At 49.1% G+C, this 21765-nt stretch carries 15 protein-coding genes and 1 pseudogene; 7 read left to right on the top strand and 9 right to left on the bottom strand.

Features of this window, described 5'->3' with window-relative positions; translation table 11 throughout:
* Positions 1-96: 96 nt before the first annotated feature.
* Positions 97-4779: an adenylate/guanylate cyclase domain-containing protein gene (locus SPI9445_RS27735; protein ID WP_017305929.1), complete on the bottom strand. Its 4683-nt coding sequence runs from the start codon at positions 4777-4779 to the stop codon at positions 97-99.
* A 93-nt stretch (positions 4780-4872) separates the two neighbouring features.
* On the opposite strand from SPI9445_RS27735, the gene SPI9445_RS30705 reads away from it, so the two are divergent.
* On the top strand, positions 4873-5025 hold the full coding sequence (locus tag SPI9445_RS30705) for a hypothetical protein (protein WP_164674544.1): 153 nt from the start codon (positions 4873-4875) through the stop codon (positions 5023-5025).
* A 35-nt stretch (positions 5026-5060) separates the two neighbouring features.
* On the opposite strand, the gene SPI9445_RS0116765 is transcribed toward SPI9445_RS30705, so the two are convergent.
* Positions 5061-5813, bottom strand: coding sequence for a DUF1995 family protein (locus tag SPI9445_RS0116765; RefSeq protein WP_017305930.1), 753 nt, complete (start codon positions 5811-5813; stop codon positions 5061-5063).
* Positions 5814-5911: 98 nt separating this feature from the next.
* Here SPI9445_RS0116765 and SPI9445_RS0116770 point away from each other — a divergent pair, with 98 nt between their 5' ends.
* On the top strand, positions 5912-6889 hold the full coding sequence (locus SPI9445_RS0116770; protein WP_017305931.1) for a DNA polymerase III subunit delta': 978 nt from the start codon (positions 5912-5914) through the stop codon (positions 6887-6889).
* Positions 6890-6931: 42 nt separating this feature from the next.
* On the opposite strand, the gene SPI9445_RS0116775 is transcribed toward SPI9445_RS0116770, so the two are convergent.
* The 3 genes from SPI9445_RS0116775 to SPI9445_RS0116785 form a co-directional block, all read right to left on the bottom strand.
* Positions 6932-7891: a glycosyltransferase family 2 protein gene (locus SPI9445_RS0116775; protein ID WP_017305932.1), complete on the bottom strand. Its 960-nt coding sequence runs from the start codon at positions 7889-7891 to the stop codon at positions 6932-6934.
* Positions 7892-8332: 441 nt separating this feature from the next.
* On the bottom strand, positions 8333-9598 hold the full coding sequence (locus SPI9445_RS0116780) for an NAD(P)/FAD-dependent oxidoreductase (RefSeq protein ID WP_017305933.1): 1266 nt from the start codon (positions 9596-9598) through the stop codon (positions 8333-8335).
* Positions 9595-11034, bottom strand: coding sequence for an NAD(P)/FAD-dependent oxidoreductase (locus SPI9445_RS0116785; RefSeq protein WP_017305934.1), 1440 nt, complete (start codon positions 11032-11034; stop codon positions 9595-9597). Before SPI9445_RS0116785 ends, SPI9445_RS0116780 begins: the two co-directional genes overlap by 4 nt.
* Before the next feature lie 879 nt (positions 11035-11913).
* Here SPI9445_RS0116785 and SPI9445_RS0116790 point away from each other — a divergent pair.
* The 3 genes and pseudogenes from SPI9445_RS0116790 to SPI9445_RS31795 form a co-directional block, all read left to right on the top strand.
* A complete protein-coding gene (locus tag SPI9445_RS0116790) occupies positions 11914-12630 on the top strand; it encodes a Mo-dependent nitrogenase C-terminal domain-containing protein (RefSeq protein WP_017305935.1) in 717 nt (238 codons plus the stop codon).
* A gap of 99 nt (positions 12631-12729) precedes the next feature.
* Positions 12730-13764, top strand: a complete 1035-nt coding sequence (gene obgE / locus SPI9445_RS0116795; protein WP_017305936.1) for a GTPase ObgE — start codon at positions 12730-12732, stop codon at positions 13762-13764.
* A gap of 385 nt (positions 13765-14149) precedes the next feature.
* A pseudogene (locus SPI9445_RS31795) lies at positions 14150-14305 on the top strand (RNA-guided endonuclease TnpB family protein); the annotation flags it as partial.
* Between the two features lie 89 nt (positions 14306-14394).
* Here the strand turns inward: SPI9445_RS31795 and recJ are convergent.
* Together recJ and SPI9445_RS0116815 are read right to left on the bottom strand one after the other, a co-directional pair.
* Entirely contained in the window at positions 14395-16452 is a 2058-nt protein-coding gene (gene recJ, locus SPI9445_RS0116810; protein WP_026079873.1) for a single-stranded-DNA-specific exonuclease RecJ, read from the bottom strand.
* Between the two features lie 108 nt (positions 16453-16560).
* The gene (locus SPI9445_RS0116815) at positions 16561-16833 is read right to left on the bottom strand and encodes a hypothetical protein (RefSeq protein WP_017305939.1); all 273 of its coding nucleotides are present in this window, start codon (positions 16831-16833) and stop codon (positions 16561-16563) included.
* A gap of 896 nt (positions 16834-17729) precedes the next feature.
* On the opposite strand from SPI9445_RS0116815, the gene SPI9445_RS0116820 reads away from it, so the two are divergent.
* Positions 17730-18476, top strand: a complete 747-nt coding sequence (locus SPI9445_RS0116820) for a CHAT domain-containing protein (protein WP_237747977.1) — start codon at positions 17730-17732, stop codon at positions 18474-18476.
* Here SPI9445_RS0116820 and SPI9445_RS0116825 read toward each other — a convergent pair.
* Complete coding sequence (locus tag SPI9445_RS0116825; RefSeq protein WP_017305941.1) at positions 18439-19245, bottom strand: cell division protein FtsQ/DivIB; 807 nt, start codon at positions 19243-19245, stop codon at positions 18439-18441. The genes SPI9445_RS0116820 and SPI9445_RS0116825 overlap by 38 nt on opposite strands.
* Positions 19246-19610: 365 nt before the next feature.
* Between SPI9445_RS0116825 and SPI9445_RS0116830 the strand changes: the two genes are divergently transcribed.
* Positions 19611-20936: a P-loop NTPase fold protein gene (locus SPI9445_RS0116830; protein WP_026079874.1), complete on the top strand. Its 1326-nt coding sequence runs from the start codon at positions 19611-19613 to the stop codon at positions 20934-20936.
* Positions 20937-21006: 70 nt separating this feature from the next.
* On the opposite strand, the gene SPI9445_RS0116835 is transcribed toward SPI9445_RS0116830, so the two are convergent.
* Positions 21007-21726, bottom strand: coding sequence for a PEP-CTERM sorting domain-containing protein (locus SPI9445_RS0116835; protein ID WP_017305943.1), 720 nt, complete (start codon positions 21724-21726; stop codon positions 21007-21009).
* Positions 21727-21765: the final 39 nt, after the last annotated feature.

Here is a 21765-nt window from a genome sequence, read left to right on the forward strand (position 1 = left end):
CCCATCAAGTCTAACAGAATATCGCTTGAAGCGGGGAGGGGGTCAAGGTTAGGGAATAGGGAATAATTCTTAATTCCCCGACTGATTCAGCAAACCCTATTTACGCCCCATTAACCAATAGGTGGTCATAATCCCTCGGCCTTTGACTTCAATCTCGCCTCGTTCCTCCAGCCAATAATTCTGTTTTAAGACATCATAGATTTCTGCGGTGACTTGAATGCGATCGCTCATTCCTTGAGATTCCATCCGCGAGGCCACATTTACCGTATCCCCCCAGAGATCATAAATAAACTTCTTAATGCCAATTACCCCAGCCACCACCGGGCCGGTATGAATACCAATGCGGAGACGGAACGGTTTACCATCCATCCGATCAAAACGGCGGATGGCTCGCTGCATATCTAACCCCATATCTGCGATCGCCTCAATATGATGCTGCATTTCCGTTTCCGGGAAACCCCCAGCCACCATGTAAGAATCCCCAATCGTCTTAATCTTCTCCAAATTGTACCAATCCGCCAACTGGTCAAAGGCCGAGAAAATCTGATTCAACAAATCCACCAACTCCGTCGGGGGAATCGCCGCCGAAAGGGAAGTAAAGTCCACAATATCCGCGAACAAAATCGACACATTATCAAACCGTTCCGCAATCGACTGTTCCTCCTGCTTCAACCGTTCCGCAATCGACCGAGGCAAAATATTCAACAGCAACCGTTCCGACTTCTCCCGTTCTAGGTGTAGGGCATCCTCCGCCGCCTTCTGTTGGGTAATATCCGCCACCGTCCCCTCATAGTACAGCGTCGCCCCCTCCTCATCTCGTACCACCCGCACATTTTCCGAAGTCCAGATTAAACCGCCATCCTTCCGTCGCACCTGCGCTTTAAAGCCGGAAACCGATCCCAACTCCTCCAGTCGTTCGATTAACTCCTCCCGTTGCTCCGAACACACATAAAGCTGTTGACCAATATCCTGCACCCCGGCCGCTAACTGTGCAAAATCTCTAAACCCATACATCCGCACTAACGCCGGATTGGCGCTAATATACCGACCTTGTGGCGTAATTTGGAAAATCCCCTCAGCCGCATTCTCAAAAATACTGCGATACTTCTCCTCCGCCTCTTGCAGGGCATTCAACACCCGGCGGCGTTCCGTCACATTACGCGCCACCCAAATTACACTATGATTCGGCAAGGGAGAGACACTAGCCGCAAACCAAGTTTCCTCCATCTCCCCTTCAGCATTGGGAATCAACAAACTGTAATCCGCGCTCACCGTTTGACCCGTATTCAAAGCCTCCTGAATGTGGGTTTTAAACATTTGCGCCTGTTCGGGGGGGTGTACCTCATCCACAGAACGCCCCAATAATTCCATCTGGGGACTATACAATAACTCAGAATTGGTCGTGACAATTTTGGCATAACACCCCGACCCATCAAACACCGTAATCACATCCGTCATGGCGGCAAATAACGCCCGTAACTCCGCCTCCGAGGTGCGTAAGGCGGACTCCACCCGTTCCCGTTCCCCAATCTCCATCAACAACTGTAAATTGAGGTCTTGTAACTCCATCGTCCGTTCATGTACCCGTTGTTCCAACTCCTCACTAAAGCGCCGTAAATCCTCCTCGGCCTGCTTCCGTTCGGTAATATCTTCAACGGTGCCCTCATAGTACAATAACCGCCCCGCCTCATCATGAACAGCCCGAGCATTTTCAGAAATCCAGCGCACCGTTCCATCCCGACGGCGAATCTGGGACTCATAAGCCACCACCGACCCCACTTGATTTAAGATATTGCGGAACTGTTGGCGACTGTTAGCATCCACATAAATTTCTTGGCTGAGGTCGGTGACTTGTTCAATTAAGGCATCGGGGGAATCATAGCCATAGATGCGCGCTAAAGCTGGATTGGCGCTCAGATAACGGCCTTGGGGGGAGGATTGGAAAATGCCCTCGACGGCGTTTTCAAAGATGGTGCGATATTTATTTTCGGCTTCCTTGAGGGCATCTAGTGCCGTTTGCCGTTCGGTGATATCAATGCCGACGGTAAAAGCGGCCCGGCCTTGGTCGTATTTTTGGGCGGCAATCAAGAAATTGCGCCGTTCTCCCCGGACTAGCGTTTGTACTTCCCGGAAAGCATCGGCTTGAGGACTGGCGAAAAATTCCCGGACAAAGGTATTAAATTCTGAGCTAGTTTGCAAAAAGCCGATATCTTGCCCGACAAAATCCTCTGCTTGGAGGTTAAAGGTTTCGGCTAAATGACGATTTACGCCCAAATAGCGCAGGTCGGAACTAATCCAAGAAACAATCCCCGGCACGGCTTCTAAAATGGCTTGGAGTTGGTCTTTTGAGCGGGCGAGGTCATCAAGGGCGCGTTGACGGTCGGTGATGTCAATGCCGACGGTAAAGGCGGCTTGGCCTTGGTCGTATTTTTGGGCGGCGATTAAGTAGTTGCGGGTGTCCCCTTTAACGATGGCTTCAACTTCCCGGAAACTGTCGGTGGCCTGACTGGCGAAGAAGGAGGAGACAAATTGATTAAAGTCGGTGCTGGCCTGTAAAAAGCCGATATTTTTTCCGACAAAGTTCTCAGGACGAAGGTTAAAGGTTTGGGCGAGTTGACGATTTACGCCTAAATAGCGCAGGTCGCAACTAATCCAAGAGACAATACCCGGGACGGCATCTAGAACGGCTTGGAGTTGGTCTTTCGACCGGGCGAGGTCTTGGATGGCCTGCTGGCGTTCGGTGATATCAATGCCGACGGTAAAGGCGGCCTTACTTTCATTATATTTTTGGGCGACTATTAAGTAATTGCGGGGGCTGCCGTTGATGAGGTTGGTGATTTCTCGAAAGTCGTCTTCCTGGTCACTAGCAAAGAATTCCTCGACAAATTGGACGAATTCGGAACCAGCACCTAAAAACCCGATATGTTGCCCAACGAAATATTCTGGGGGACGGTTAAAAACTTTCGCTAAGTGCCGATTTACGCCCAAATAACAGAGGTCAGACCCAATCCAGGAGACAATACCGGGGACAGCATCTAGGACGGCTTCTAGTTGATTTTTGGCGTTACGCAGGGCGCTTTCAGCTAGGCGACGATCTACAATTTCCCCAATCAGTTCATCGTTGGCGGCCATCAGGGCGGTGGTGCGTTCCGCAAACTTTTGTTCTAGGTTGGCGAGGATGCGACTTTTTTCCAGTTCAATTTGTTTTTCTTGGGTAATGTTGCGAATGACCCATAGCACGGATTGAGGGGTAATGGGGGCGAGGGTGGCGGTAAACCAAAAGTTCTCCTTGTGGTTTGGGTCCCGATTTAAGCCCCACTGTTGAGCCTCGCTGGGGGGGAGGGCATATTCACAGGTGACACTTTGACCTGTGGTGAGGGCTTCTTGTACTTTATTCAAGAGGTCTTGGGCTTGTTCGGGGGGGAAGACATCCTCAAGGGTTTTGCCAATTAATTCGGCGGAGGGTTTATGGCTGGGATTGGTGGGGGCAATGCGTAGGTAACAGCCTTGAGCATCGGTGACTAAAATGGCATCGGTGAGGGCGGAAAAGATGGTACGTAGTTCAAGGGCGTAGTCTTGTAGGGCGGCCTCGATTTGCACTCGTTTTTGTCGCTCCCCTTGGAGTTGTTCCCATAAATGGGGGGGGGGAAGGGGTGGGGTGTCTTGGGTGTTGCTGGGGGCGGTGAAATGGGGTAGGGGGCGCACGGGGCCGGGGGTTTGATAAACCAGTTGGGGGGGGTGGGCGCTAGGGATGTATTCAATATAAATGGGTTGTGCGATCGCCTGATTGGTTTCCAGATACACTAACCCTTGGGGGCCAGACCAGCCTAACCCATACAAGGCAGCCCCCAGTCTGCTCCCGTTCACGGTTCCGGCTAGGTCTACTCCCTGTTTCCAGAGGTGGACTTGACTATATCCCTTGAGTAAAGGCGCGCTGGGGGTGCGTTGACTGGCTTGGCAGTGGGCAAGAAAGGCCTGATTAAGGGGATGGTCTAAAGAGGGACTATAGGGGGTAACGCGGTAGTGGGGGGGATAGTCTAACGCGGGGTGGGATTCTTCCCAGGGGTCGGGAAATAGGGTTAACAGGGGGCAAGTTTCCCCCAGTCTGGCCTGGTGATAGTCTCGATAAAAGGGGCTATAGGGGGGGGTGGGGCTGTCCCCTAGGGAATAATGGTGAGGCATGAGCAGATTTAAGACCATATCGGGCTTTTGCTGCTCAATTTCGGCTAAAATGGCGGAAAAATCGGGCTGGGTAACGTTGACACAGCCCGATGCGATGATTTCTCCCCCTCGTTCTTGCCACAGATTAGCGGTTAAACGGCCGCGGTTTTGGGAGTTGGGATGATTATTAGTGAGTAAATAGCAGCGTTGCCGCCCCGTGATTTGTAACCAATCTAAAGCCGGTTCAAGGTGTTGATTGGCACAGCTTCCGGTGTAAAACACTTGGCGAGAACTGGCGACATCTTGAGGACAAAGGGGGGAAAATAAAAGGGTCTGGGTGGATTCTGCTAAATGTACTAGGGCTTGTTCCCCTTGGGGAGTCCACCCCCCGAATAAGGCGCCCACGTCTCCCTCAGCAAGCAGGGTTTCTAGGTCACGATACCAAGTTTCAAAGTGGGTTCTTTCGTCCCAAGGGGGGAGGGGAAGAAAGCGCAATTCAAGGGGTTGACCCAATACGCCCCCTTGTTGATTAATTTCTGCGATCGCCATGAGCATTCCTTCAACCGCCAAGGCTTCTGGGATAGATTGATGGGACTCAGAAACAAAGACAATTTGCACGGCTCAAGGAAGAAGGGATAGAACAAAAGGAATCAGAATCAAAGATGCCCCTAAACTCATCTTAATCGACGGAGGAAAATCCTTGAGTTAATTGTGAAGGCAAGAGGGAGTCGGGAGTCGGGAATCGGGAGTCGGGAATCGGGAGTCGGGAGTCGGGAGTCGGGAGTCGGGAGTCGGGAATCGGGAGTCGGGAATCGGGAGTCGGGAATCGGGAGTCGGGAGTCGGGAGTCGGGAGTCGGGAATAAGTCTTAATTCCCCCTCTCCCTCTCTCCCCCTCTCCCTAACTACTCAAGGCCTTTAAAAACTGCTGAAGACTGCCCAAAACTCCAGTTTTCTTAGGTACAGCCACCGCCGGATTATCTTGATCGGGGTCATTGGCGATCGCACCCATGATAATGCGTTCTAAGCGTTCTCCGATGGGCTTGGTGGCCTCTTCAGCAATCTTTTCGTACCCTTCCTCCTTCTCTAACCAAACCTCCCAAGGAGAAGGATAGGCGCGGAGAATCGTTCCCCCTTCAAACGGACGGAGATAATAAGCCGTTTCTAGGGTACTGAGGAAACGTTCCCGTAGTTGGCGGGCAGCGTAACCAATGCCAATGGTGGCCACGTTCTCCAATTGCGGGATAATGAGAACCACCGGGCGATCGCGCTCTAAAGCCCAATTACATAATTTTTCCACCTGCGCCACCTCCACCGCCGAAGCGGCCACCACCAGAAACACCTCATCATCCTCGGAAAGTTTCACCTCTACCGGAGTCCGACTACTGCCGAGATCCGTCACCTTAAACACCGTCTCCCCCCAATCTCGTCGCGCCAAAGCGGCCGCCCCTGTATCGGGAAACAGGATTTTTAACCCGGCACCGTAAGACTCGAACAGTTCGGCAAATTGAAGAGCGAGGGATTGAGCCTCTAAAGCAATTTCCGGGAGAACAATCTCCACCTGTACCCGTTGACACCCGGCCTCTAAAGCTCTCTGGGTGGCTGCTTTGGCTTGACTAACGGTTTCTTCTAAAGATTGAGGAATTGATAACATAAAATCAAGTTTGGTAATACTGCTTTTTTTCCATCTTATCGGCAAGAGTACGCCCCTTGATGACAAGTTAAGCGCTTTGTCCTATGGTCAATTGATTGATGAATCCTTTTCTTGCGCTGAGAGGACAACCCCAAGCGGTTGAACTCCTCCAGCAAGCCCTCCTGAAAGATAAAATCGCCCCGGCCTATCTATTTGTCGGCTCTCCGGGGATTGGGCGCAAAATCGCGGCTCTGGCTTTTGCTCAACTCCTCCTCGCCCACCATCAACCCCCAGACCAACAGGCCTTAATCTTTAAAAAAGTCGAAGCCAAAAATCACCCCGATTTTCTCTGGGTCGAACCGACCTATCAACACCAAGGCCAACGACTCACGGCAACGGAAGCAGAAGCGGCTGGCCTGAAACGGAAAGCCCCTCCCCAGATTCGCATTGAACAGATTCGGGAAATTAGCACCTTTTTAGCCCGTCCCCCCCTCAATGCTATGCGTGCAGTCGTGGTCATTGAAGATGCCGATACTATGGCGGAAGGGGCTGCCAATGCCCTCCTCAAAACCCTTGAGGAACCGGGGAGAGCCACTTTAATTTTAATCGCGCCCAGTGGGGACTCCTTGCTCTCTACATTGGTGTCGCGCTGCCAACGGATTCCCTTCTATCGTCTCCCTCAAGAGGAGATGGGGGAGATTCTGCGCGCCAAGGGCTACGGGGACATTGCCGACCATGGGGTTTTGTGTGCGATCGCCCAAGGCAGTCCGGGAGAAGCCCTCCTCGCGGCTGAACAACTAGCCGCTATCCCCCCAGAACTCCTCAACACGTTAGCCACCCCACCCACCACCCCCCAACAAGCCCTTTTCTTAGCCAAAGAAATCGACCAAACCTTAGAAGCGGAAACTCAACTCTGGCTCCTAAATTATCTGCAATACACCTACTGGCAAAAGTACCTTAACAATCCCCGTCACCTCCTCCCCCTTGAAACCCTCGAAAAAGCCCGTCAAGCCCTTTTAAGCTATGTTCAACCCCGTCTGGTTTGGGAATGTACTCTCCTAGAGTTCTGTTCACATCCCACCCAGAAACGTCGATGATCCCCCTTCCGTTAAACCGAAGATTCTAACAAAGGACCCCATTTAGCGGAGGTCAGACCGGAGATCAGGAAAAGGTGGAATCTCACGGGCAGCATCCGGTAAAACCGCCTGTTGCTGACCTCTACTCCGAGCATAAAAGGTGACTAAATCAAGGGGCGTGTTAATTAAATCAACCGTTTTAGCCTGACCTACAACTAACTTTAACGTAGCAATAGGAAGTTCTTTCAATAACCAACGACTGAGCCGATAAACGGTTTTTTGAGGGTTAATTTCGGTGCCTAACGCCACACCATGTAAATCATGTAAATAACGGTTAGAACGACCATAACGCCGCCACTGACTGCGTAATTCCGCCAGACTCGCCCGGTGACGATGCTGAACCACCGCATCCTCGACAAACTGGAATTGCCAATCCGTTGCGCGTAAAATGCGCCAACAAATATCCGCATCCCCCCCTGTCGTTAAGTAGGGGCGAAATAACCCCACATCACGAAAGGCTTGTTTCCGAATAGCCAGATTTGCCGTCTGTCCGTAAGGGCAAAAGCTATGATTGAGCGTGTGTTTTTGGGAAAGGGTATCCTTGCGCTCGGCATATTTTTCCAGCAGATTCTCACTGGGGAGGGCGAGGATTTCCCCGACAGCTAAACCGATATTGGCTTGATTAAAGGGTTTAAGCAGGTTTTCCAGCCAGGTGGGTTGGGGGCGACAGTCGGCATCGGTAAAGGCCAATAGTTCGCTCTGGGCGGCACAAATGCCCTTGTTGCGGGCAGCGTAGGAGCTTTGAATCTTGGGTTCTTGTAGGGGGTGCAGGGTTAGCCCTTGTTGGGCAAAGTCTTGACGGGCGGCTTGTAGTTGTTCAAAGGTGTTGTCTGTACTGTTATTATCCACCAGTAAATACTCAACCTGTGAGGCGGGATAGGTTTGGGCTTTTAAGCAAGCCAAGAGGTCTGGTAAGTCTTCGATCCCGTTGTAAATGGGGATAATAACGGAGGCCTTCAGCATAAGCGATTGACGAGTGGGGTTGTCCATTAGGGTATCGCAAAAATACCCCCTAGATAGGGCTTGCTGTTCACTTCGTGACGCTCCGCGTTCGCGTTCGCGTTCGCGAAGCGTTGCGTAGCAAAGCGTTGCGTAGCAAAGCGTCACGAAGTGAACGCGAAGCGTTGCGTAGCAATATAACTCTACTCCGGGTGGGGAACAGGGAACAGGGGGGCAGGGGAGCAGGGGAGCGGGGGAGCAGGGGAATAGTGGCTAGTGAATAGCTAAAACTCTTTTATTTTAGGGAACGGGGAACAGGAGGGAGGTCATAGGTAATAGGTAGGGTCTGCTGAATATCCCTCTAAGCAGTGTTACTAGGACTTTCAGCCATTTTAAGAGCGAGAAACTGCAAGGTTTTAGGGATAAATAATCAAAAAGGCTTGCCTTTTTTCGACTCCCCGTTCCCTATTCCACAGGCAAAACATCAATTTTCAACGCCTCCCCATGAAACTGATGGAGGAAACGGGGACGGACTTTGAGATTAACCATCTCAGCCGGGAAGACGTAGCGCAGGGGTTTTTCGTAGACTTCCCCTAAACGGAGAACGCTTTTTTCTAGGGGTTTGCGCACACGCAAATAAACCGTATGCTCGCGATCGCTAGAAATAGTATGAGGGACACAGTAAGCCACATTTTCCCCCGGAATTAAGCGAATATTATCCGGTGGCAACCGTTGACCTGTGGCATAAAGTCCCGCATATTCCCCCGTTAAACCAGATTCGGCACTCACAAAGTCCACCAAATCATGAATATGTACCACATTCCCACAGACAAACACCCCATCTTGAGAACTTTCCATGCGACTATTCACCATCGGCCCCTGAGTCACGGGATCTAAACGTAAATTCAATTGACGGGAAAGTTCATTTTCGGGAATTAAACCAATGGACAGTAACAGCGTGTCACAGTCAATGTCCCAACTTCTGGTTAAATCCGGGACAAAATGGGAGTCTACCGGGGCGACAGTGACTTTTTCTAGGCGATCGCGTCCTTGAATATCGACCACCGTTGTAGACAAATGCAACGGAATATCAAAATCCTGCAAACACTGAACAATATTACGGTTTAACCCATTGGCATAGGGCATAATTTCAAACACCCCCACCACCTCCACCCCCTCCAACGTCAGGCGACGCGCCATAATTAGACCAATATCCCCAGACCCTAAAATAACCGCCCGTTTGCCCGGTAAATAGCCCATCAAATTGACAAACTTCTGCGCTAATCCGGCCGTTAATACCCCCGCAGGTCTGCGTCCGGGAGTCCGAATAGCCCCCCGTGTCCGTTCCCTTGCCCCCATCGCTAAAACGGCCGCCTTAGTCTGCACCTGCTGCATCCCCGTCTCTCCCGACATTAACGTTACCCGTCGCTGGCGGTCGATATCTAGAACATAAGTATCCTTCGCTACCTGAATATCGGCCGCTAACACTTGCCCTAAAAACCGTTGAGCATATTCGGGCCCCGTCAACTCTTCCTTAAAATGTTGCAGGCCGAAACCGGGATGAATACACTGCAATAAAATCCCCCCCGCTTCCTTCTCACGGTCTACAATCAGAATACGCTCTGCGCCCTGTTTTTTCGCCCCTAAAGCCGCCGCCATGCCTGCGGGACCGCCTCCCACCACAACCACATCATAATCAGCTTCTAGGGGTCGATTTCCATAGGTATTCATCGACTTAAAACCTCCTCTCTATCACGGACAATCCAAGACTCACCCCCCCGTTTCGTCAAGGCCGAAATCGGACACCCTAATTCACGGGAGAGCAATTCTAAACAGCGCCCGGTACAAAATCCCCCCTGACAGCGCCCCATCCCTGCCCTCGTGCGGAATTTAATCCCGTCCAGGGTAGCAGCCCCTCGCCCAATAGCGGCCAAAATTTCCCCCTCAGTAATGCCCTCACAACGACAGACAATCCGCCCATAGGAGGGATGCTCTTGGGTTAAGGTCATCTGTTCTGCCCTCGATAAACTGGCGAAGCGAATCACCGGGGGGTTTTTGGCGATAAAGTCATCCTTGGGAATCAACCCTAGGCCGCTATCTTGGAGGATATCGAGGGCTAAACGTGCGATCGCCGGAGCCGCCGTTAAGCCCGGAGATTGAATCCCCGCCACCTGAATAAACCCCTTGCGGGAACTCGGTTCAATGATAAAATCTTCCCCATCGGCCACCGGACGCAATCCCGCAAATTCCGCAATGCAATCCCGGGGACTAATACCCGGAGCATACTGCATCACCGCCTCAAAAACCCTTTGTCCTCCGGTCGCCGTCGTGGTTAAATCCTCCTTATCCTCCACCCGTTCCGCCGTTGGCCCCACCATCAACGTTCCGTCATAGGTGGGAATGACTAAAATTCCCTTAGAAACAGGAGTAGGACAGGGGAAGATTACCCGTTGAATATGACCTTTTAAGCGTTTATCCAGTAAATATTCCTCCCCTTTACGCGGCTTAATTTTAAAGGTTTCCACCCCCGCCATAGCTGAAACTTCATCCGCAAAAAGTCCCGCCGCATTAATCACAAAACGGCTGTAAATGACACCTTTTTGGGCGTTAATTTGCCAAACATCCTCCCGGTAATCTAAACCCAGTACCGGGTTTTCGGTACTAATTTCTAACCCATTCAATCGGGCATTATCAATCAAAGCAAAACAGGCCTCATAGGGATTCACTACCCCAGTAGTAGGGGCATATAATCCCGCCACAATATCCGGGGAAAGGTGCGGTTCTGCCCTGAGAATTTGCTCAGTATCCCACAACTCCAAACCTGGCACCCCCTTCTGTTCCCCTTGGGTTTTAATCTGGTGTAGGGTGGGAATTTGCTCCTCACTCAGAGCAATTGTAATTTCTCCAATCCGTTTAAAACCAAAGTCCAAATCGTCCCGTAAGGCATCCCACAGTTGATTCCCCTCCCATTCTAATTTTCCTTTCAGGGTATCCGGTGAACTGTGGTGTCCTCCGTGAATAATGCCACTATTGGCCTTGCTGACACCAAAACCGACCTCTATCTCCTTTTCGAGTAAAATCACCCGTAAAGAATAGCGCATCAGTTCCCGTGCGATCGCACAGCCAACTATTCCACCACCAATGATAGCTACATCAAACACTTCCATAACTTAGCTCCTTGTTTTAGGGAATAGGAAAATAGGTAATCGGTAATAGGAAAAATTAACAGCTTTAACCCTATTTCTCCCCCTTCCAAAGGGGGGCTAGGGGGGATAGTCCATTAATTACAAAACTAAGGTAAATTTTTCTCATATCATCCCTCATGTTTTGAAGACACCCAAAAATACCTAGAAATAGGACACTTTTTATTAATCTAGTTTTATGAGTGAGAAAAAATGAGTTCACCCATGGTAATTTTAATTAATTTTTGATATTTTTTTGCAATCTTTACTCATACCACCAGATCCGAATGTCCTTGTTTTTGAGTTTTAGTTTGTTCAATTTCAAGCACTCAATTTTCTTGAAAAATTAACCTATTTCTTGGTATAATTTAACCCAAGTCTGCTGTTTTTACTCTCAGGCTAAAACTCAAATTTTTGATATTTTTTTACCTAGTTTAAACTAACTTACACTAAATTCATTATAGAATAATTTCGGTCATCACAGATTAAATCAATCTAAAATTTTGTGCAAAATGGTAATAAATCCTCTCCATAAAAATCCTCAAGAGGTTGGGGGAGGGGGAGTTCATGAATTCCCCGTAGGAGAATAAATTTAACCTTAAAAAATTAAGCTTGTGTGCATTTTGTCAACTCGTAGGGTGTGTCACAAGGAATAACTTGGGTAACAACCGAATCACTAAAGTCCTGACGCACCATCACTTTCCAATAAATTGGACAATACTATTTAGGGCTTGCTGAATAACTCCGAGAGTCGGGGCGAGGGTGAGTTGATTACTATTACCCCCATTACCTATTCCCCATTCCCTACCCCCCAAACCAGCACGCATATTAGAATAAGAGGGGAAGCATTCCGGGGAAATAGTGATGACCAGCAAGATTGAGCATCAATACACCAACGAACAAATCTCCGTCTGGCTGCGAGGATTATTAACAGTCGCGTGGGCCGATGGACATTTTGATCCCGAAGAACAAGAACTCATCGCTCAACTGACTCAAGATGAACTCGCCCCCCATACCGATTTAGGCGAACTAGAACCCATCAGTGCCGAAGAATTAGCCGCCACCCTCGGTCACGATTCCCAAATGGCGGAAAATTTCCTGCGCACGGCGGTTATGATGGCCTTGGCGAACGGCGTTTACTCCGTCGAGGAATCCAATGTCATTAATCAGTTTTTAGCGGCCTTGGGCTTGGAAATTAAGGCCTTAAAGGTTTTGGAACAGACCCTATACGACCCGACTAAACACGACTTACAAGCCAATGATGCCTTTGTTGCAGAAGCCCAAGAAACCGTCGTTTCTCCCCTCCGACCACCTCAACCGTCTAGTAATGTCCTCAAACCTGTTCAAGATTGGTTAGATGGGATGGAAGTACAAGATCGCCGAGTAGCCCGTTTTGTGTGTAAAATGGTTCCTCCTCAGTGTCCTTTTGAGCGGGATATTAAACTCTTTGGTCGGAAAGTGGTTCACATTCCCCCCATGTGCAAGTTAAACCCCCTCTATGAACAGTTAGTCGGGTTACGTTTTCGGGCGTTGTCCTACTTGGCGGATGATTGTGGAGAGGATGTCTCTAAATACTGTTGAATTCAGTATTTTTGAACCCATCAGCCCAGGGCAGGCGCTCATTTTGGGCGCTGTCTAGGAGCGAATTTTTAGAAACCCCAGTGAGGGGAAGAGTTAAAGATGCAATTTATTGATTACGCACAGATTGAAGTCAAAGCCGGAAAGGGAGGGGACGGGATTGTTGCCTTTCGACGGGAGAAATATGTCCCGGCCGGGGGGCCTTCGGGGGGAAATGGGGGCTGGGGGGGGTCGGTGATTATTGAAGCGGCCGAGAACCTGCAAACCTTGTTAGATTTCCGCTATGCCCGGATTTTCAAGGCCGATGATGGGAAACGAGGAGGACCGAATAATTGCACGGGGGCTTCTGGGAAGGATTTGCGGATTAAAGTTCCCTGCGGCACAATGATTTATGATGCCGAGACGGAGGAGGTCATCGGGGATTTAGTCACGGTGGGGCAAGAGATTTGTGTGGCCAAGGGGGGCAAGGGAGGCCTGGGGAATCAACATTTTTTGAGCAACCAGAACCGCGCCCCAGAGTACGCCCTGCCGGGATTAGAGGGGGAGGAACGGATGTTACGGTTGGAGTTGAAGTTATTGGCCGAGGTGGGGTTAATTGGGCTCCCCAATGCCGGCAAGTCTACGCTGATTTCGGTTCTCTCGGCCGCCCGTCCGAAAATTGCCGATTATCCTTTCACGACGTTGGTTCCGAATTTGGGAGTCGTGCGTAAACCGACGGGAGATGGGACAGTATTTGCGGATATTCCCGGACTGATTGAAGGCGCTCATGCCGGGGTGGGTTTAGGTCATGAATTTTTACGCCACATTGAACGAACCAAGTTATTGGTGCATTTGGTCGATATCACGGGGGATGACCCTTTGGGGGACTACCGCACGATTCAAGCGGAACTAGCCGCCTATGGTCGGGGTTTGGGGGAACGGCCTCAGATTTTGGCGTTAAATAAAACGGATGTGATGGATGAGGATTGGGTGCAGTTTATGCGGGGGGAATTTGCCCAAGTGACTCCAGACCCCATCTGTGAAATTTCGGCGGTGACGGGGGCGGGATGCGATCGCCTTTTACAAACCGTTTGGCAAAAACTAGAGGCCTTAGAAGCCCCAGAGGAAGCCTTTAGTACAGTCAACAATCCTCAGTAATCAAGAGTTAACCCCCACCGTATCAAGAGGGACACCAGAAGCAATCTGATCAAATACCCCCGTCCCTCTTTCCCCATCCCCCCGTGACCCGTTTCATCCACGACCAATTCGCCAAACAGTACCTTACCGAACGTCTCTCCCCCCTCGGCACTGTAGAAAGCAACGCAGAAACTTCCTCCGAAGTCCGTTAGCTCATCGTCGGGAAGCCCCGCACTGTACGTTCGCGTTCGCGTTCGCGAAGCGTTGCGTAGCAAAGCGTCACGAAGTGAACGCAAAGCGTTGCGTAGCAAAGCGTTGCGTAGCAAATGTCAGTGTCGGGATGAAAGACGGTTAATTGAGGGGTTCGATGCCCCGAAAATTAACCAACAATCATTTACTAGGGATTAAAGCTTTAACTCAAGCCAAACAGCAATACCCAGAACTAAAACGAGTTCAGTCTCAGGTCTTGCAAGAGGTTATGGGGCGTTTAGACAAAGCGTTTAACTTTTTCTGGAAAAGAAGTTTTGGTTTTCCCCGGTTTAAGAAATATGGTCGGTGTCGGGAGGATGTCACGTTGACATCTTCTTTAGAGAAGAGCAGGAGTTGATGGGGGAAATTCTTCGTCGTTTTCCCCGTGAGTAATCTAACCAGTTAACCCTGTTTTAAAGCCGCTAAAGCTGCTTTAATTAGGTCATAAAACGGGGCTTGGGTAACATCAACTTCCCGAGCAGAATCCCGGTTAACCCCTAATAATCCCCGTCGTTGTCCCCGCACAATGGCTAGCACTTTCCCCTGATCATTACGGATTCTCAGTTCATTTAAGGACTCCCATAAACTACAAGTGTAACGCCGATTGTTATAGAGAAAAGCCGCTTTTTTTACGACCCCATTTGGCTCAGGTAAGACGGGAGCGTTTATCTCATTAACCCGTTCAGAATGTGCCGTTTTAACCTCAGTTTTAGGGGGCACAAACTGAGGATCTGCCGGACGAACGCCTACAACTTCTAACTCTAAATTGGTCGCCCCATTAAAGGTATTTTCCTTTAATTTATAGGCAATATCTACCCAAGTCGGTAAAGGACAATACTCACCCCACCGCCAAGCAATGCCCTTAAATTCTTTATTTCCTTGGGGCGTTTCCTGTTGAAAGGTGGCTTTTAAATGATTCCCTTTCACGGCTTGCTGTTCCATAATCCGAACATTAGGGCTTAAAAATATAGGGGTTTCATTGCCAATTCCCCAAGGTTGAAGTTCCTCAATTTGTTGATATAAAAGGCTTTGGAGTTGACTAAAATTGACCTCTACATCAATCTCAATTAAAGGTTTAAGATGATGGGGATCTAAACATTGGTGAGCAAATTCGCTCAAACGAGCTTGAAAGGCGGCAAAATTTTCTGCTTTAACACTAAATCCCCCGGCGGCTTTGTGTCCGCCATATTTTTCTAATAAATCATCACAATAATTTAAGGCTTGGGATACATGAAATTCAGGAATCCCTCGGGCGGATCCGCGAATAATAGACCCATCATCTTCTGAGGTACAAATAAACACGGGAACGCCGTACCGTTCCACTAAACGAGAGGCTACAATCCCAATTACGCCATGATGCCAATGGGGTTGAAAAAGGACTAAAACCCGGTCATTTTGCCAGAGAATGGGGTCGTTTTCGATTTTCTCAAGGGCTTCTGACTCAATTTGAGAACACATCTCTTGTCGTTCTTGATTGCGTTGTTCGCAATACATCGCCCGTTCTAAAGCAATGCCGGGGTCATCGGTGGTTAATAGTTCAATGACTATCTGGGGGTCGCCAATGCGGCCGACGGCGTTAATGCGAGGTCCGAGACGAAAGCCAATCGTGTCCGGTGGCATGGGTTTATTTTGATCCCCTACTCCAGCCACCTGCATGAGGGCTTTAATCCCTTCTAAATCGGACTTAGGTAGTTGTTTTAAGCCTCGTTTAAGCCAGCGACGATTGACTCCAACTAAGGGGGCGAGGTCGGCGATGGTGCCGAGGGTAAAGAGTTCAAGGAGGGGATGAATGAGGCCTTTGGTGGTGTCCAGTTGTTGAGCAAGAGTGACGGCTAAAATATAGGCGACCCCGACTCCGGCTAATCCGCGATAGGGGGACTCTTCGGGGATGAGTTTGGGATTCAGGATGGCATCGGCCGGGGGGAGTTTGGGGGGGAGGTCGTGATGGTCGGTGACAATGACGCTGAGGCCTAAATCAATGGCTAAGGCGATCGCATCATAGGCCGAAATTCCATTATCCACAGTCAGAATCAAGCCCACACCCTGCTCGGCAAACTCCTTGACAATCCGTTTATTGATACCATAGCCATCTTTCATCCGGCTGGGGATGGCATAGTCTACATCAGCCCCCAAATGACGCAGCGCCCGAATCAACAAGGCCGTGCTAGTCATGCCATCCGCATCATAATCCCCACAAATAGCGATTTTCTCTCCTTCTTCTATGGCATGGATCAGCAAATCCACACTTTTCTGAAGGTCAGGGAATTCTTCTAAAGGGGGCGGCAATGACTCTGACCCGGGTTTCAGATAAACTTGAGCCGCGTGGGGGGTGGTAATGCCGCGATTGAGTAGAACTTGAGCCAGAATAGGAGAAAGTCCGGTGTTTTGCACCACTTCAGCAACAGCTTCGGGTTGGGCAGGGGCGATATTCCACCGTTGTTGGGGGAGTTTAGGAGTCATGGGTCTATTGCAGTCGTTTGCCTTCTGTTGATTTGCCTTCTGTTGATTTGTGGGCAAAATCCGAGGTTTTTGACGCTCCTCGCTCTTGCATAGATGGGGATTCTTCATTCATAGACTCGCCAAAATTACGTCCCGAAAGTTTGCCAGTTTCTTCGTGACACAGTGATTCACGTCTCCCATGAACCACTTCTCGCGCCCACTCATCGCTTTAAGGCGACGTTTAGCAGAACGAGTGCCTTTTTGCTGCAACGTTTTTCGGTTGTGTAAATACCGTTTCAATGCCCAGTCAATATGCTGGTTAAAAATCTCAGCACAAAAGCCCATGAGGGGCAAAAACCGCTCACCGGGTAAATCAACAGGGACAGAAACGGTACGCTTCATCAGGCAATGATCCAGTATTGAACTTCCGAGATAAAAGGACAATCTAGAGCTATCCATGCTCTACGCTCACCTAGCACATTAACTATTCTACACCTTCCCTGACTTGAAGCGGCGTAAGTTCTGGGGTTCTCGGATGTGGTCAGATGGTACTTATTACGGCAGTGTTGGGCAACCAGACCAAGATATTGTCCTAACGGCTTAGGCGGTTGCTATACCTCTCTTCTGTCACTATTGGATAATTCCACGAAGTTATCTAAAATGTCGGCTTGTTCGTGAAACGTTGCGCAGCAAAGGCTCTCGGTTTTACCGATGAGATGAAAAGCCGACCAATGCTTGACAATAAAACTAAAAACCCATAGGATTGAATTGGTTTGAATTCCCAGAGTGTTGCAGTAAGCCTGAAATAGGGGTGGAGCTTGAACTCGAAAGTGTCGCACAAGGATACAAATAGTGGGTAGCGAAAACCACGAAAAACATAGCTAGGGAAACTAACGTAAGCCCAAATCCAGAAAACTCAAGAATTAGATTGTTTTCAGTAATGTGGGGCGCACATTAACTCTAGGTAATTATCCTAGTACGCTCAGGGAGATAAAGCCCTCTGGGATTGTCTAAACTAGGCTTGCTAATTGGTTGGGCCGAACGGTTAGACGGTTTAGGTAATGCTCGCAAGAGATAGGCAATTGTAAGGCGTGTCGATGAACTGAGAATCCCTCGCTTTTAGCGATGGGAGCGTCAAACCATCACAGCCCAGGAGTTTTAGTTGTTTGACCCCAGTTTGACAGAAGAGAGATACATCGAAACGCAAAAACCGAGAGGTTAACTGTCATTCCGATGGTATTGAACCCCTGGGTCGGCCTTGCCTCTCATCCCCACTCCACTTGCGGGATGGGGTTTTCTTGGCAATTTTTATAAAAAATAAAGTCCTGATGGAGCCGATTCGCGCTCAATTGGGCAATACTAAACAATTACTTATCTCCCCAGATGGACAATTAAACCTACTACCTTTTGCGGCTTTGGTGGATGAAAAGGGAGAGTATCTGGTTGAGAACTATTCCATTACCTACCTCACCACAGGACGGGATTTAATCCGTTTGCAATATACTCCACCCAGCCAAAACCCGCCCCTGATTCTGGCGAATCCTGATTATATCCAAGCCAATCCCTCACAAACAGTCGCCAGTCGGGGAGAGGCGAAACGTTCCATGGATTTAGCTCAATTGCGGGTGGATTCTCTTCCGGGTGCTGCTGAGGAGGGTCAGGTGTTGGCCACTTTACTCCGCGATGGGGTGATATTAACGGGCAATGGGGCGACGGAAAATGTGGTGAAACAAACTCCATCCCCCCGGATTCTCCACTTGGCGACTCATGGCTTTTTCTTGCCGGATATTGAACAATCCACACCCCCCACTAGACCAGTGTCATCGGGGCAATCTCTCTCTGCACTGGGCATTGTGGAGAATCCTCTGTTGCGTTCGGGTTTGGCGTTGGCGGGGTTTAATGAACGGCGTTTATTCCGTCGGGGGATTGGCGGGGGATGGGGAAGTGAAAGATTAATCTGTCTGGCACACCTGACAAAAGATTGGGGGGTGTTTGGCTGTTTTCCTATCAATCTAATTCGATGGAGGGGGAATCAGGACTACTGAGGTCGATGTAACGGATTTTGCGGTCTTGAATGTGGGTGGGAAGGTCGCGCATTTCGGCGAGGACGCGCAATTGTTCGGTGAAACGGTCGCTGTTATAGACTCCCAGATGAACTTTGCCGATTTCGGTAGTTAGGATTAAGTTACCCGGGGTCTGAAGGTTGATCTCTTGGATTTGAACGGTGGAACGTTGGACGTTTTGATAGATTTCTGACCAGTAAGGGAGGAGGAGATGGGTTAATCCGACTACGACTAATTCAGGGGGGTCTGGGAGGCTGTCTAGGTCTTGGTAGCTGCTTTTGGGTAGCCAAACACCCTCGGCATCAATAAAGCCCATTTCGAGTTCTCCGGGGGTGTGGTGGGAGGGGTGGGAGGAACGGGCGATCGCAACGGGACGACGTTCTTGGATGATGACGGTTAAACTAGGGGGCAGGAGCTTCCGGGTGACGGTGGCTTTAGCAATGGGTGCGATCGCCTCAATTTCTTGGGTGAGCTTTTGAGGTTCGAGTTCTATAATGGGTTGGGGATAGTCTAAGGGCAAGAAAGAACGAATGGCCGCTACAGACAGCAGGTGATTCCCCTCAATCTCCACCTGGTCAGGTTCGTAGATCACCCAATTGGGCAAGGTAACAACCCACACTAAACCACTGGTTAAACCCGCAACAAAGAACGATCGCCAAATGGTCTGAATCAGTTTGACCTGGCGACGGCGTTTAAGCTGTTGTCGGCGACTTTTCAAATCGTTGGAGGAGATGGACGCAATCACAGTCATCTAGGGAGCTACGATTTTTTGTATCCTGTTAAAAGTCTGTTGACTTGGGGCATTCTGCTGATACAAGCATCATATCCCAAGTCTAAAAGATTGGGCAGTCCTTCCCCAAATTGATTCTTTCTAGAGAAAATAGTCCAGACCTCTATCTTGTTCACAAAATTTCACACACTTGTCATAATGCCCTGTTAGTCTGTTAGATAATCTTGACATTCAGGGACTGGGTTGTTGTGTGTCTTGCAGGGGGAGGTCAGACAATCTTCTCGTCTAGACTTCGATCATCAGGGAAATCAAAGCATACATCTTGACAACTGGGAATATTTATGGTCACTCAAACTTGTTTAGAGAAACCAGCATCAGGGTCTGACATGAAATTGCATCTACTTCAGTTTTTCAAAGCTTGTAACCCAAGCAAAACCATTAATTCAGCCAATCCCCAGGAACGGCAATATTACATTGATTTTTCGGCCGTGCGGGGGGGAAAAGTAGTGGAGGCACTCGAACGCACCATTACCCGTCTTTCCCCCGATGAACCCACTTGTCAACTGTTTACCGGACATATTGGTTGTGGGAAGTCTACGGAACTGTTACGGTTAAAAGCCCGTTTGGAAGAACAGGATTTTCATGTGGTCTATTTTGAATCCAGTCGGGATTTAGATATGGCTGATGTGAGTGTGAGTGATATTTTATTGGCGATCGCTCGTTCCGTCAGTGAGAGTCTGGAAAAGGCCGGAGTTCGCCTGAAACCGACCTATTTCCAAAACCTGTTTCAAGAAGTGAAAGACTTCCTCCAAGTTCCCGTAGAACTCAATGCCGAAGCAGAATTATCCCTCGGTATTGCTCGAATTACCGCCAAAACCAAAGAAAACCCCAAACTGCGCGAACAACTCAAACAGTCCCTAGAACCGCGCACTGAGAGCATTTTACGCGCTATTAATCAAGAAATTCTAGAGCTAGGCAATCAAGAATTACACTATCAAGGCAAACAGGGGATCGTGGTCATAGTCGATAACTTAGACCGTATTACACCCCGTCCGGCCACCTCCACGCGATCGCTCCCAGAACACCTTTTTATTGATCGGGGATCCCAACTGCGGCGCTTACAATGCCATCTGGTCTACACGATCCCCCTCAATCTGATTTTCTCCAACGATTACCAAACCCTGAAAAACCGTCTGGGGGGAGGAGTCGCCCCAACCATCTTACCCATGGTTCCAGTTCAGAATCGCAAAGGGGAAGAACACAGCCAAGGCATGGGTCTACTGCGTCAGTTAGTCTTAGCCCGTGCCTTCCCCGATCTTGACCCAGAAACCCGTTTAACGCAGATTTCCACCATCTTCGACCATCCCGACACCCTCGACCGTCTTTGTCGCGTCAGTGGGGGTCATATTCGGAACTTACTCGGCCTCCTCTTTACCTGTTTACGTCATGATGATCCCCCCATTTCCCGAGAATGTGTAGAAAGCGTGATTGGGGCCTATCGAGATGATATTCTCTTGGCCGTTGAGGATCACGAGTGGGATTTAATCTTAGAGGTGGTGAAGAAACAAGACCTCAGTGGGGAACAAGATTATCAAATCCTTTTGCGCAGTATGTTTGTTTTTGAATATCGAGATGAACAAGGGCGCTGGTTTGGCATTAATCCCGCTTTAGCTGAAACGGAGAAGTTTAAAGCTTTAACTAAGGTCTGCTAAATAGTAGTAGGGGGAACTCATTAATTCCCCCTAAAATCAACTCAAAAACCCAGTTTTCTTAAGGTTTCCCTCAACCATTCAATGACCGTTTCCGTTTAATAAATAACCCTAACAGTGCCAGAGAGAATAAAGAAATCCCGGCGGGTTCTGGAACTTTTTCTCCCGACAATTTAACTTGATAAGCCAATTCTGAGCCAACCGGAATGGCGCAATCTTTCCAACTCATGACAGATTGACCTGTTAAGGTAAAACTGCCCACAATATCACTAATATGTAAATATTTGGGGGTTGTATCACAATTTTGTCCCCAACGGCAACCTTGGTTAAACGTCCAACCTAAACGACCACCCCCTTGGTCATCCGTTAAAAACAGATTCATCAGTGCCATGCGGCTATCATATTCATAAGCGACAGTCCGAATAAGTAAATCGGAAAAACTGCTAACTCCTAAATTGGTTTTAGATAGTTCCACATCGCCCACAACATAGGTTAAAGTCTTAGCAACACTATCAAAGGTTAGGGAAAAATCCACCGATTTCCCACTGACCCAATTATAGTCTGCTTGTACCCGGTTGAGGTGACTATTTGTACTGTCGTGAATATTCAGTTGATGATCTCCGACACGACCAATACGAGATTCAGCCGTCCATTGCCAAGGCAGGTTTAAACCTAACGCTTCAAATTCAGTTTGAGTATAACGATTTAAGGTAAAAGCTTCTGCCGCACTGTTACCTAGGACTAAACCTAGGGTAGCGAGTGAAAGTGCGATCGCCGTTTGTTTGTATCCCATAATTATGACCCTCTGTGATAGAGCAAATCCTAGAACTAC

Origin of the sequence: Spirulina subsalsa PCC 9445, assembly GCF_000314005.1 — a bacterium.
Classification (GTDB): Bacteria; Cyanobacteriota; Cyanobacteriia; order Cyanobacteriales; family Spirulinaceae; genus Spirulina_A; species Spirulina_A subsalsa.

What these genes read in the sequence shown, in the direction of transcription:
- SPI9445_RS0116790 (WP_017305935.1), top strand. Translation starts at nt 11,914, where the DNA reads ATGACCAGCAAGATTGAGCATCAATACACCAACGAACAAATCTCCGTC.
- SPI9445_RS0116780 (WP_017305933.1), bottom strand. Translation starts at nt 9,598, where the DNA reads ATGAATACCTATGGAAATCGACCCCTAGAAGCTGATTATGATGTGGTT.
- SPI9445_RS0116835 (WP_017305943.1), bottom strand. Translation starts at nt 21,726, where the DNA reads ATGGGATACAAACAAACGGCGATCGCACTTTCACTCGCTACCCTAGGT.
- recJ (WP_026079873.1), bottom strand. Translation starts at nt 16,452, where the DNA reads ATGACTCCTAAACTCCCCCAACAACGGTGGAATATCGCCCCTGCCCAA.
- SPI9445_RS0116830 (WP_026079874.1), top strand. Translation starts at nt 19,611, where the DNA reads ATGAAATTGCATCTACTTCAGTTTTTCAAAGCTTGTAACCCAAGCAAA.
- SPI9445_RS0116770 (WP_017305931.1), top strand. Translation starts at nt 5,912, where the DNA reads ATGAATCCTTTTCTTGCGCTGAGAGGACAACCCCAAGCGGTTGAACTC.
- SPI9445_RS0116775 (WP_017305932.1), bottom strand. Translation starts at nt 7,891, where the DNA reads ATGCTGAAGGCCTCCGTTATTATCCCCATTTACAACGGGATCGAAGAC.
- SPI9445_RS0116815 (WP_017305939.1), bottom strand. Translation starts at nt 16,833, where the DNA reads ATGAAGCGTACCGTTTCTGTCCCTGTTGATTTACCCGGTGAGCGGTTT.
- SPI9445_RS0116785 (WP_017305934.1), bottom strand. Translation starts at nt 11,034, where the DNA reads ATGGAAGTGTTTGATGTAGCTATCATTGGTGGTGGAATAGTTGGCTGT.
- obgE (WP_017305936.1), top strand. Translation starts at nt 12,730, where the DNA reads ATGCAATTTATTGATTACGCACAGATTGAAGTCAAAGCCGGAAAGGGA.
- SPI9445_RS0116825 (WP_017305941.1), bottom strand. Translation starts at nt 19,245, where the DNA reads ATGACTGTGATTGCGTCCATCTCCTCCAACGATTTGAAAAGTCGCCGA.
- SPI9445_RS0116765 (WP_017305930.1), bottom strand. Translation starts at nt 5,813, where the DNA reads ATGTTATCAATTCCTCAATCTTTAGAAGAAACCGTTAGTCAAGCCAAA.